Genomic DNA, 12,019 nt, shown 5'->3' on the forward strand with positions numbered 1-12,019 from the left:
CTAGGCAATTACGCGAATTTACGTACTTCACCTTCGCCGTCTACGTTAGACACACAACGACCACAGATCTTCTCGTGACCTTCGATTGTGCCTACGTCTGGCGTGTGGTGCCAACAACGGTCACACTTCTCGCCTTCAGCTGCTGCTACTTCAACAAACAAGCCTTCGATATCTGTCGCTTGTGCTGCATCCGTCTTCTCACCTAGAGGCTTAACTTTCGCAGCAGATGTTAGTAGAACAAAGCGCAGTTCATCTTCAAGCTTGTTGATCTTCGCCGCTAGTGCGTCATCAGCAAATAGAGTCACTTCAGCTTGTAGTGCACCACCGATGGTTTTCTCTTTACGCGCATCTTCTAGAAGTTTGTTTACTGCACCACGAACCGCTTGGATCTCAGTCCAGAATTCGTTGTTCAGCTCTTCACCTTCAGCAAGACCGAATAGGCCGTCGAACCACTCACCAGTGAATACGAACTTGTCGCGTTGACCTGGCATTTCGTTCCAGATTTCATCTGCAGTGAACGACATGATTGGTGCCATCCAACGAACTAGCGCTTCTACGATGTAGTAAAGTGCTGTCTGACAGCTACGTTGAGCATTGCCGCCACGTTTCGCTGTGTACTGACGGTCTTTAATTACGTCTAGGTAGAAAGAGCCCATTTCGATTGAACAGAATTGCATTAGACGCTGAGTTACACCGTGTGTGTTGTACTCTTCGTATGCTTTAACGATCTCTTCTTGTGCTGCTAGTGCACGACCAACCGCCCAGCGATCTAGCGCAACCATCTCTTCAACAGGAACGATGTCTGTTTCAGGGTTGAAGCCGCTTAGGTTAGCAAGGAAGAAACGCGCTGTGTTACGGATACGACGGTACGCATCTGCGCTGCGTTTTAGGATTTCATCAGAAACCGCAACTTCACCAGTGTAGTCTGTTGAAGCAACCCATAGACGAAGAATGTCAGCACCTAGCTTGTTAGTTACGTCTTTTGGCGCAACCACGTTACCGATAGATTTCGACATCTTACGACCGTGACCGTCAACCACGAAACCGTGTGTCAGTACTTGTTTGTAAGGCGCTTCGTCTTTCATCGCAATAGATGAAATTAGAGAAGACTGGAACCAACCACGGTGTTGGTCAGAACCTTCTAGGTATAGATCTGCACTGTTGCCGTTGTACTCTTCACGAGCATCAACAACAGAGAAGTGAGTCACACCTGAATCGAACCATACGTCTAGCGTATCTAGTACTTTTTCGTATTGGTCAGCGTCAGCACCTAGTAGTTCAGCTGCATCGACATCCCACCATGCTTGGATGCCTTTCTCTTCAACTAGCTTAGCGACTTTCTCGATCAGCTCTAGCGTGTTTGGATGAAGTTCTGCTGTTTCTTTATGAACAAACAGAGCAATTGGCACACCCCAAGTACGTTGACGAGAGATACACCACTCAGGGCGACCTTCGATCATGCCTTCGATACGGCTTTGACCCCACTCAGGCATCCACTCTACGTTTTTGATTGACTCTAGTGCTTTAGCACGTAGGCCAGCTTGGTCCATAGAAACGAACCATTGAGGCGTAGCACGGAAGATGATTGGAGTCTTATGACGCCAACAGTGTGGGTAGCTGTGCTCGTAAGCGTGGTGGTGTAGTAGTGCACCTTTTTCTTTCAGTACTTCTACTACCGCATCGTTCGCTTTAAATACGTGCTGACCAGCAAATAGCTCTGTATCTGGTAGGTAAACACCGTTTGAACCAACTGGGTTTGCTACTTCTAGGTTGTACTTATTACCAACCGCGAAGTCTTCTTGACCGTGACCAGGTGCAGTGTGAACAACACCAGTACCTGAATCAGTTGTAACGTGATCACCAAGGATCGCCGGTACAGTGAAATCGTAGAATGGGTGTTGGAATTGAGAAAGCTCAAGATCCGCGCCTTTAGCAAAGCCAAGGTTGTGGAAGTGCTCGATACCAGCACGGTCCATTACGTCTTTCGCCAGCTCAGCAGCAACGATGATACGCTCAGCGTTGTCGCCTTCTGTTTGGATAAGTACGTACTCTAGATCATCACGTAGACATACTGCGCGGTTTGCTGGCAGTGTCCAAGGTGTTGTTGTCCAGATAACGATAGATACGTCACCGTGACCTTCATGACCTTCTGTCAGTTCAAACTTAGACAATAGTGCCGCTTCGTCAGCCGCTTTAAAACGAACGTCGATAGATGGCGATACTTTATCTTTGTACTCAACTTCTGCTTCAGCAAGAGCTGAACCACAGTCTGTACACCAGTGAACTGGTTTAAAACCTTTCAGTAGGTGACCTTTGCTTGCGATCTTACCAAGTGCACGGATGATGTTCGCTTCAGTTGCGAAATCCATAGTGCGGTATGGCTTGTCCCACTCACCCATGATGCCAAGACGCTTGAAGCTCTCTTTTTGACCTTCAACCTGACCCGCAGCGTACTCACGACATTTCTCGCGGAACTCGGCTGCTGTCACTTTTTGACCTGGTTTGCCGACTTTCTTCTCTACCATCAATTCGATTGGTAGACCGTGGCAGTCCCAGCCTGGGATGTAAGGTGCGTCAAAACCTGAAAGTGTTTTGGATTTAATAATAATGTCTTTAAGAATCTTGTTTAGTGCGTGACCAATGTGAATGTCACCGTTCGCATAAGGAGGGCCATCGTGCAGTACGAATGACTTTTTGCCTTTTTTAGCTTTACGGATTTCACCGTAAAGATCTTCTTTGTACCAACGCTTAAGCATTTCTGGCTCACGATTAGCCAGGTTGCCGCGCATTGGAAACCCTGTTTCAGGTAAGTTCAGGGTATCTTTATACTCACTCATCGATTCTTAATTCCGTTATATTGGGCGAAAATTAGACATTATGTTGAACGGTGGAATAAACCGCTCAACGCTTAAGCTGACGCAGCCACACCCTTGCTGCTTCAGCATCCAATACGATTTGCAGTTTAAGTGCTTCAAACGACTCAAACTTTTGCTCGTCTCTAAGTTTGTGCAAAAGTTTCACTTCTAGCTGTTTACCATATAAATCAGCATGAAAGTCGAATAAGTGTACTTCTAACTGTTGGCGAACACCATTTACTGTTGGTCGTTGACCAATGTTAGCGACACCACCAATCGGCTTATCTCCTAAGCCAAGCGCTTGAACAACATAGACTCCGGAAACCGGAGAAACACAGCGCTTCAACGGAATATTTGCCGTTGGGAACCCAATGGTTCGACCTAGCTTTCTTCCGTGTGAAACACGACCGCTGATACTGTAATCTCTTCCCAGCATCTCCTGCGCGGAATGCAAATCATCACGAGCCAGTGCTTTGCGAATCGCAGTGCTACTCACTCGTAATTGCTGTAAACAAAAGCTTTGGGTACTTACGACTTCAAAGCCGTACTTTTCCCCTGCTTCTTGTAACATCGCAAAATTACCTGTTCGACCTTTGCCGAAACAGAAATCATCACCAATGACAAGAAACTTAACACCCAATCGGCCAACCAACAAGTCACGGATAAACTCTTCCGCCGTTAGGTCAGCAAAATGACGATTGAAGTTAACGCAAAGCAAGCGATCAATGTCGAGCTTACTCAGCTGAACAAATTTATCACGCAGTCGCGTTAACCTCGCAGGTGCCTTATCTCGAGCAAACAGCTCCATAGGCTGAGGTTCAAAGGTCATCACAACCGAAGGCAACGAAAGTTTCTCCGCTTGCTCAGACACTTGCTGCAATACTTGTTGATGGCCTCTATGTACGCCATCGAAATTGCCAATAGTCAGCACGCAACCATGATGGCGCGACTTGATATTGTGAATGCCTCTGATCAGTTCCATTGGATACTGCTTTATGCCTCTGTTTTTACTTTGCACTGTGTGAAACTGACGGATTATATACCAATCAACCTTATTCTGTCCCAGCTTTTAGGTCTTTTAAACGTACGCCGAGTAAAAACACAACGGCTAGGTAAACGACAGCACCAAGTCCAATCAACATTCCTAGCACGCCACTACGGTGAGCAAAGCTCCAATCCAACCACACAGACATGTCTTCAAGTTGCCATAGGATAGCCGCAACCATCGCTGCACCAGCTATCACCAAACGTATAATAAAGAAGACAGTTCGCTTAGTGATTTGGTACACACCGGCAATGTGCAAGCCGCGGTATAGCAGCGCCATGTTTACAAAAGCAGAAAGCGCCGTCGCAATAGCAAGACCAACGTAACCGTAGAAGTATGCAAAGATCGCGTTGAAGACCATATTCGTCACCATTGCAATGATGCCGTACTTCACTGGGGTTTTGGTGTCTTGACGCGAGTAGTAACCTGGCGCAAGCACTTTAATCAGCATGAAGTTAAGCAGACCTGATGCATACGCCAATAAAGAGAGAGAGGCTTGATGTACGTCTTGCGGAGAAAACTCACCGCGCATGAATAGCACCATCAACATTGGCTTCGCTAGTACCATCAAACCAAGCATTGCAGGAATACCTAGTAAGGTAACCATACGTACGCCCCAATCCATGGTGTGTGCGAAACCTTCACTGTGTGCGTCTACGTGTTTACGTGATAGTGCAGGAAGAATCACCGTGGCAATCGCGATACCAAACAGACCTAATGGGAATTCCAATAAGCGATCGGAATAGTACAACCAACTGATCGAACCGGTTTGTAGGAAACTGGCAATAAAGGTATCAAACAGTAAGTTGATTTGGCTTACCGACACACCAAACAGAGCAGGAATCATTAGGGTACGGATCTTCACCACACCCGGATCGCGCCAGCCCCATTTAGGCTTAACCATCACTCCCGCTTTAATAAGGAAGGGAATCTGGAATAGAAACTGAACAAGGCCACCTAGCAATACACCAATCGCAAGACCGATTTCTGGTTGCGACATCTGAGGCGAAATAAACCATGCCGCCAAAATGATCATCACGTTGAGGAAGACAGGCGTAAAAGAAGAGACCGCAAACTTACCTAAGGTATTGAGGATCGCACCAGAAAGCGCAACAAAAGTGATGAACCATAAATAAGGAAAGGTAATCTTGAGCATGACGCTAGCAAGTTCGAACTTCTCAGCTGCCGGGCCGCCATGCATCCAGTCTAGGAACCAACCAAAACCAAACAGCGCGGTCACTACACCGGACCCCAAAACCCCGAGTATGGTAACAATAGAAACAATCACGCCTAGCGTACCGGCCGCACGAGCAATCAACTCACGGGTTTTATCCATATCCCCTTGTGCGTGACTTTCGGTTAGTACTGGCACAAAAGCTTGAGAAAACGCGCCTTCAGCAAACAGACGGCGTAAAAAGTTAGGGATTTTATTGGCAAAGAAGAAGACGTCGGCACTCGCGCCTGCACCCATCAAGTTTGCTACTACCACATCACGAACTAAACCTAGGACGCGCGAAATTAATGTCATGGCACTGACGATCATGCCAGACTTGAGCAGTCGTTTACTCACTGTAACCTCGGAATATCACCAAAAGATAGCCAACCCTATTCCTCTAAGCCTTTGAAAGCTACAAATGGGCGTTAAAAATATATCCGTTTATTGTTAGATCTAGGCGGATAATTATTAGCAATGGTCTAAAAATGCTGTTAGAATCCCCGCCATCTTAACCGCGATGACCTTTGTTACCAAAATTTGTTTTGGTTTCGATTGGTTTTTGCACAAATCATTTGACATTTAGGCGCAAATGAGGGATAGTCCTCGCCCTTAAATTGTCATAGAAATAAGTTTTTGGGAGTTAGACCCTTGGCAAATAGTAAATCTGCTAAGAAGCGCGCTATCCAAGCTGAGAAACGTCGTCAGCACAATGCTAGCCGTCGCTCAATGATGCGTACTTACATGAAGAAAACTGTTGCTGCTATCGAAGCAGGCGACAAAGAAGCTGCAACTGCTGCATTCGCTGCAGTTACACCTATCCTAGACCGTATGGCGACTAAAGGCCTTGTTCATAAGAACAAAGCAGCACGTCATAAGTCTCGTTTCGCTGCACAAATCAAAGCTCTTTAATAGAAACTTGATTTTACAGTGAAGAAAAAACCGGCTCTTGCCGGTTTTTTTATATCTAAAATTCGTGTAGCTCGAATTCAAGACAATAAAAAAGCTGGCAATGCCAGCTTTTCTTGTATGTGACCTGTCATCACATGGCTTCTGCACAATAAAGACCATGAAGTGTTTGAATTAATGCCTTCACTTCATCACTCTTTAATGTGTAGTACACCGTTTGTGCTTCTTTTCGTGTCGCAACCAATTCATCGCGTCGAAGCCAAGCTAAGTGTTGAGACAATGCCGACTGGCTCAACTCTAGTTTTGCGCAAAGTTCTCCAACCGAAAGCTCTTGGTTATGCAGCATGCACAGGATTTGTAGGCGTCTCTCATTTGCCATTGCTTTGAGCAACACGACAGCTTTAGCGGAGTTTTTCTCCATTTCTTGTAGATTCATCTGCAGGACCTCTAGCTACAACTTACTTTCCCCAACCCTGGCCAGTTTGTTGTGTTACAAAGATTTTATAATTTCGAGTTATAATTTTGTCGATAGTAATCTATTTATTTGCGCAACGGAACGTGTTCATTCAAACATTTGGCTAAAATCTGCATCGCAAACGTTCTTTACTGCTGGGTGTTGGATCATTCGCTCAGCAAAGATGACGTAATACTCTTCTTTAAGGTCGTCTACATGACCGATCAGCTGCAAATTACGGTCATCTTCAATCTCCGACATATAAACCGTCGGTGCCAAGAAAATCACATCATCACGGTAACGAGCAAAAGCTTTCATTAGCGCTACGTCATCAAACTCACCGAGAACATCAGGTTGCAATCCTTGGCGATCAAACCATTGAAGAACTTTACGTCCCATTGCGGTTCGGCTAGCAGGAATGAGTAGTTTTTTCTTTTCAAGGATTTCAGGGAACTTCACATCGGCGATTTCAGAGGAAGCAAAAAAGCTCATACTGCTTTCGCCAAGCTTTTTACTGTACAAGCCAGGGCTTTGTGTCGAATCTACCGGGCAATCGGAAAGTATCATGTCGAGCTTATGTTGCGACAAACGTTCTAGTAGTAGCTCGTGCGTCGACTCGTAACAGCGTAAGTGAATGCTGTTATCTTCTGGAACTGTCGTCATTAATACTTTGCTAACGAGTCGCTTTGACAATGCATCGGCGACACCGACTTCAAATAGGATATTGGAATGCTGGCTATAGTTGACGATATCAAGCATCTCGTAGCTCAAACCAAACATACGATCCGCATATTTAAATACCAATTGTCCAAGCTCTGTTGGCTCAACCGTTCGCCCGTTTCGCTTGGTCAACTTCCCCTTCATACGGTCTTCAAGTGCTTTAATTTGCCCTGTAACAGTTTGCGGCGTGAGAAATAATGCATCTGCTGCTTTTGTTACTGACCCTTGTTTGCACACCATCCAGAAGTAATAAAGGTGATTGTAATTTAAATGTGACATAGCCAAGCCCTATAAAGAAGATGACACTTTTTATATCAAATGTGACAACGACAAACAATAAGTTCGACAAAACCTACATAAAACTCGAATTAAAAGAGTTTTACCGAATATATCAGTTTCACACTGTCATAAAACTTGAAGCCAAACGCACTTTTTTAATCTTCTCTTAAAACTCGTTAACAAAACAAAAGCCACATAAAATAAAATAAAATCAATAACTTATTTTGTTGTGAATTTTTCTTCACGAACAACTATTAAAAAGAATAATAAAAATTCCCCATAGAAACCGAACTGTAATATTACTGAAATATTTCATCTCTAACATCGCCCTCAGTTTCAACAACAGACCAAATAAACGAACTGAAAGGTCCACGGAGAAAATTATGATGAACCAAGCTACTTCTACAGCAGCACCAATCTCGAGCACGACTCGCTGGTTACGCTGGGCTAACTTGGCATTCATGTTGTATCTGCTTCTTCTAGCAGTATCTATGGTTGGTAGCGGCTTCAAATGGGCAACTGGCGATCAAGCTAAAGTACTCTTTGAATTTGCGTCTCACCCAGTCGCAGGTCTAATGATCGGTTTGGTGGCTACGGCACTGATCCAATCTTCAAGTACCGTAACTTCTATTATTGTAGGTTTGGTTGCAGGTGGTCTACCTGTAGAAACCGCTATTCCTATGGTAATGGGTGCTAACATCGGTACAACCGTAACAAACACACTTGTTTCGCTTGGCCACGTACGTTGTAAAGAAGAATTCAAACGTGCATTCGCTAGCGCAACAATCCACGACTTCTTCAACCTACTTGCGGTACTGATCTTCCTACCATTGGAAATGATGTTCGGCATCCTAGAGAAAATTTCTCACTGGTTGGTATCACCTCTACTAAAAACAGGTGATATGAGCATGGGTGGTTTTGACTTCATCAAGCCAATCACTAAACCTGTAGTAAGCGCGATCAAAGAGCCTCTATCTACATTTGGTGACACAATGGGTGGTGTAGCACTGATCGCTCTAGGTATCGGTACTATCTTCGTAGCTATCACTGTTATGGGTAAGCTAATGAAGAGCCTAATGGTTGGTCGTGCTCGTGACATCCTTAAGAACGCAATCGGTCGTGGTCCTATCCACGGTATCGTATCGGGTTCTGTAGTAACTGTTCTTGTTCAGTCTTCATCTACGACAACAAGTCTAATGGTTCCACTAGTAGGCTCAGGTGTTCTAAAAGTACGTGACATCTACCCGTTCACTCTAGGTGCAAACATCGGTACATGTATCACGGCTCTACTAGCAGCAACAGCGGTATCTGGCGAGTTCGCGGTATTCGCACTACAGATTGCACTAGTACACCTAACATTCAACATTCTGGCGACACTGTTCATCTTCGGTATCCCGTTCCTACGTGAGATTCCAGTGAAATGTGCTGAAGTGATTTCAGAAATGGCTATTAAGAACAAAGCAGTTGTAGCAGGTTACCTACTAGCAGTATTCATCGTGCTACCAGGCTCTATCCTTGCTCTGACAGCATAATAATAAGATTACCATCGCTTATTTTAGGCTCCACTTCGGTGGGGCCTTTTTTCGTTTTGGAGAAGCGAGAAGCGAGAAGCGAGAAGCGAGAAGCGAGAAGCGAGAAGCGAGAAGCGAGAAGCGAGCTTATTTTGTTTTTCTGGGGACAAGTCCCGTCAACACCTTTCGGATCCAAACGGCTTTCATGACCCCTTCAGCATTCACCTCTCGATTCCTAGATCGAAGCGCTCTCGTTTCTTAATCACGCAGTAAACTGTGGTAAAAGAGATTCCCGACGACGCTCCTTCGTCGCTTTCGGGAATGACGCCGTTTGATTTCAGAGTGCTTGAACGTCATCCTCAAGAGCGAGGCACGAGCGAGTTGGGGATCTTTTATTCCCTCTCAAATCTCGGAGCGAAGCGTTCTGTGAGGCAAAGCCCGCTCCCTCCTATCCCCACCCTTCGGGCGTAAAAAAGCCGCCCATAAAGGCGGCTTAGAAAATTCAATATACTCGTTAAACTGAGAACGGGTACTGAATTGGGTCGTGATGCTCGTAACCTTCTACCCAGAAGTCATCTAGGGTTACCCATGTTTCCAAATCTTCTAGCGATTTGATTTCTGGGTTGATGTGGAAAGTTGCAGCTTTTAGTGGCTCACGCTTCAACTGGATATCACGCATTGGCGCAAGCTGATCTTCGTAGATGTGTGCATTCACAATCTTGTGGTACGCCTGACCAGGTTTCTTGCCCGTGATTTGCGCCATGATTGCCAAGAACACATACACTTGAACCATATTGAAGTTCAGACCCAGCGGAACGTCACAAGAGCGCTGTGTGCTGTTTAGGTACAGCGTGTCACCTAACAGTGAGAAGTGATGGCTGTACATACATGGACGCAAACAGCCCATGTGGAATTCGCCAGGGTTGTAGAAGTTTAGGATTTCACCACGGTCATCAACGCCGCGCGTTAAATCATCCACAATCTTACGCAGCTGGTCGATATGACCGCCATCTGGCTTCGCCCATGAACGACCTTGAACGCCGTATACACGTCCCATGTCGTCTTCACCCTTACGGAATGGGTTGTTCAACCATGCTTCATTTAGGTTTGCGTTCGCATCCCATGTTTTCGTACCTAGCTTACGGAAATCTTCAGCGTTGTCGTAGCCACGGATATAACCAAGTAGCTCAGCAACTGCCGCTTTCCAAAAGCTCTTACGTGTCGTTACTAATGGGAATTGGTTGTTAGCAACATCGTAGGTCAAGTCTGCGTTGATCACCGTTAGGCAGCGTTTGCCTGTGCGTTCGTTTTCAACCCAAGTGCCTTGGTCAACGATACGCTGACACAAATCTAAATACTGTTTCACACCAATTCCTTACTTCGTTTCTGCTTGGACTTTGTCTTGGTAAAGACCACGTTTGTACGCCCAAACCATCATTAGAACACCCAGAATGATCATCGGTGAGGATAGGATTTGTCCCATCGAAATGTAACCACCAAATAGACCAAGCTGTGCATCCGGTTCGCGGACAAACTCAACTAGGAAACGGAATGTACCATATCCAGCTAAAAATAGCCCTGATACCGCACCTAAAGGACGAGGCTTTTTGATGAACCAGTTCAGAATGAAGAACAGCACAATGCCCTCTAGGAACATCTCATAAAGCTGAGATGGGTGACGAGGCAATGGGCCGCCATTCGGGAAGATGATCGCCCATGGTACGTCTGTTACGCGTCCCCAAAGTTCGCTGTTCATGAAGTTACCCATACGGCCCATGCCAAGGCCAAATGGAACCAATGGCGCTACAAAGTCTGCTACACCAAAGAAAGTGCGACCATTCTTATGTGCGTACCAGAACATGGCAGTGATAACACCTAACAGACCGCCGTGGAATGACATACCACCAGTCCAAACTTTGAATAGGTATAACGGGTCTGCTAAGAACAAATCAAAGTTGTAGAAAATCACATAGCCAACACGGCCACCAATCACTACCCCAAGGAAACCCGCAAACAACAAGTCAGAAACTTGCTCACGCGTCCAACCACTACCCGGCTTATCTGCACGACGATTTGCCAACCATAGTGCGAACATGAAGCCGACTAGGTACATCAAACCGTACCAACGAACAGAAACAGGACCAATAGAGACTAAAACCGGATCAATATTGGGAAATTCAAAGTATCCCTGAGACATAAATCATTCTCTTCTTATTACTAATAAAACAGGTGGACTTTACAGCAGCATGGTCGCTGCAACGAACATCAAGAACACAGCAAAAATCTTCTTCAAGACCGCTGTTGGAAGGTTGGTTGCCATCTTCGCGCCGACTTTCGTCGTGAGCATCGACGTCATAGCAATCGCCGCTAAAGCTGGCAGGTAAACATAACCCACACTGTAGTCAGGTAACCCTTCTACCTTGTAGCCATGTAAGATGAATCCAATCATGCCTGAGATGGCAATCACGCAGCCGCACACCGACGAGGAGCCAACCGCTTTACGCATTTCAATACCATGCTTGTTTAAGAAAGGTACCGACAGCGAACCACCGCCAATACCAGCAAGACTTGAAACCACACCAATACCCGTTCCGTACATTACAGTAACCGGACTACTCGGCATTGGCTTCTCACTTTTGGTTTTAATGGAGCGAAACATCTGTATTGCCAGACACAACACAATCACACCAAAGACTTTAGGCAGATAATGAGTTGGGATCCATTCCGCGATATTGGCCCCCACAAAACCACCAATCACCACGCCAGGCATCAGCCATTTGACAACGAACATATCGACGTTACCAAGCTTGAGGTGATTAAGCGCCGATGAGCCAGAAGTGACGATGATGCTCGCTAATGACGTTGCTAACGCCATGTGCATGCTCATCTCTGGAGAGATACCAGCAAGAGGAAGAAGATAAAGTAGTGCAGGTACAACAATTAGCCCGCCTCCGATACCAAGAAGCCCAGCCATCACGCCTACAAAAGCGCCCAGCGCGAGCAATAATATGAATAAAGAGATGGTCACAATTA

The 12,019-nt window shown here is 45.7% G+C and carries 10 protein-coding genes; 2 read left to right on the forward strand and 8 right to left on the reverse strand.

The features are described from left to right. Positions 1 to 8: 8 nt before the first annotated feature. The 3 genes from ileS to murJ all read right to left on the reverse strand — a co-directional run bounded on the left by ileS (position 9) and on the right by murJ (position 5,470). On the reverse strand, positions 9 to 2,837 hold the full coding sequence (gene ileS / locus VCHENC03_RS02745) for an isoleucine--tRNA ligase (RefSeq protein WP_009707692.1): 2,829 nt from the start codon (positions 2,835 to 2,837) through the stop codon (positions 9 to 11). Positions 2,838 to 2,901: 64 nt separating this feature from the next. Continuing rightward, the gene (ribF, locus tag VCHENC03_RS02740; protein ID WP_009707693.1) at positions 2,902 to 3,837 is read right to left on the reverse strand and encodes a bifunctional riboflavin kinase/FAD synthetase; all 936 of its coding nucleotides are present in this window, start codon (positions 3,835 to 3,837) and stop codon (positions 2,902 to 2,904) included. Between the two features lie 70 nt (positions 3,838 to 3,907). Beyond that, on the reverse strand, positions 3,908 to 5,470 hold the full coding sequence (murJ, locus tag VCHENC03_RS02735) for a murein biosynthesis integral membrane protein MurJ (protein WP_009707694.1): 1,563 nt from the start codon (positions 5,468 to 5,470) through the stop codon (positions 3,908 to 3,910). Between the two features lie 294 nt (positions 5,471 to 5,764). On the opposite strand from murJ, the gene rpsT reads away from it, so the two are divergent. After that, positions 5,765 to 6,025, forward strand: coding sequence for a 30S ribosomal protein S20 (gene rpsT, locus VCHENC03_RS02730; protein WP_005440571.1), 261 nt, complete (start codon positions 5,765 to 5,767; stop codon positions 6,023 to 6,025). Positions 6,026 to 6,155: 130 nt separating this feature from the next. Here rpsT and VCHENC03_RS02725 read toward each other — a convergent pair whose 3' ends face one another. Both VCHENC03_RS02725 and nhaR read right to left on the reverse strand, forming a co-directional pair. Then, complete coding sequence (locus VCHENC03_RS02725; RefSeq protein ID WP_005440568.1) at positions 6,156 to 6,458, reverse strand: ArsR/SmtB family transcription factor; 303 nt, start codon at positions 6,456 to 6,458, stop codon at positions 6,156 to 6,158. 126 nt (positions 6,459 to 6,584) lie between these two features. Further along, the gene (gene nhaR / locus VCHENC03_RS02720) at positions 6,585 to 7,475 is read right to left on the reverse strand and encodes a transcriptional activator NhaR (RefSeq protein WP_009707695.1); all 891 of its coding nucleotides are present in this window, start codon (positions 7,473 to 7,475) and stop codon (positions 6,585 to 6,587) included. Positions 7,476 to 7,861: 386 nt separating this feature from the next. Here nhaR and VCHENC03_RS02715 point away from each other — a divergent pair, with 386 nt between their 5' ends. After that, positions 7,862 to 9,007 (forward strand): Na/Pi symporter, encoded by a 1,146-nt coding sequence (locus tag VCHENC03_RS02715; RefSeq protein WP_027726695.1) that lies wholly within the window; start codon positions 7,862 to 7,864, stop codon positions 9,005 to 9,007. A 493-nt stretch (positions 9,008 to 9,500) separates the two neighbouring features. Here the strand turns inward: VCHENC03_RS02715 and VCHENC03_RS02710 are convergent, their stop codons facing one another. The 3 genes from VCHENC03_RS02710 to VCHENC03_RS02700 are packed head-to-tail and all read right to left on the reverse strand — an operon-like array spanning position 9,501 to position 12,014. After that, positions 9,501 to 10,352 carry a thymidylate synthase gene (locus tag VCHENC03_RS02710; RefSeq protein ID WP_005434888.1) on the reverse strand — a complete coding sequence of 284 codons (852 nt, stop codon included), beginning with the start codon at positions 10,350 to 10,352 and terminating at the stop codon, positions 9,501 to 9,503. Between the two features lie 9 nt (positions 10,353 to 10,361). Further along, positions 10,362 to 11,183, reverse strand: a complete 822-nt coding sequence (lgt, locus tag VCHENC03_RS02705) for a prolipoprotein diacylglyceryl transferase (protein ID WP_005434890.1) — start codon at positions 11,181 to 11,183, stop codon at positions 10,362 to 10,364. Positions 11,184 to 11,222: 39 nt separating this feature from the next. After that, positions 11,223 to 12,014 carry a sulfite exporter TauE/SafE family protein gene (locus VCHENC03_RS02700; protein WP_005434891.1) on the reverse strand — a complete coding sequence of 264 codons (792 nt, stop codon included), beginning with the start codon at positions 12,012 to 12,014 and terminating at the stop codon, positions 11,223 to 11,225. Positions 12,015 to 12,019: the final 5 nt, after the last annotated feature.

Origin of the sequence: Vibrio sp. HENC-03 (assembly GCF_000305755.2) — a bacterium.
In the GTDB taxonomy this organism is placed as follows: domain Bacteria; phylum Pseudomonadota; class Gammaproteobacteria; order Enterobacterales; family Vibrionaceae; genus Vibrio; species Vibrio owensii.

Bases quoted from the DNA above. Each gene is read 5' to 3' on its own strand.
- ribF (WP_009707693.1), bottom strand. From the start codon at position 3,837: ATGGAACTGATCAGAGGCATTCACAATATCAAGTCGCGCCATCATGGT.
- VCHENC03_RS02725 (WP_005440568.1), bottom strand. From the start codon at position 6,458: ATGAATCTACAAGAAATGGAGAAAAACTCCGCTAAAGCTGTCGTGTTG.
- lgt (WP_005434890.1), bottom strand. From the start codon at position 11,183: ATGTCTCAGGGATACTTTGAATTTCCCAATATTGATCCGGTTTTAGTC.
- nhaR (WP_009707695.1), bottom strand. From the start codon at position 7,475: ATGTCACATTTAAATTACAATCACCTTTATTACTTCTGGATGGTGTGC.
- ileS (WP_009707692.1), bottom strand. From the start codon at position 2,837: ATGAGTGAGTATAAAGATACCCTGAACTTACCTGAAACAGGGTTTCCA.
- VCHENC03_RS02715 (WP_027726695.1), top strand. From the start codon at position 7,862: ATGAACCAAGCTACTTCTACAGCAGCACCAATCTCGAGCACGACTCGC.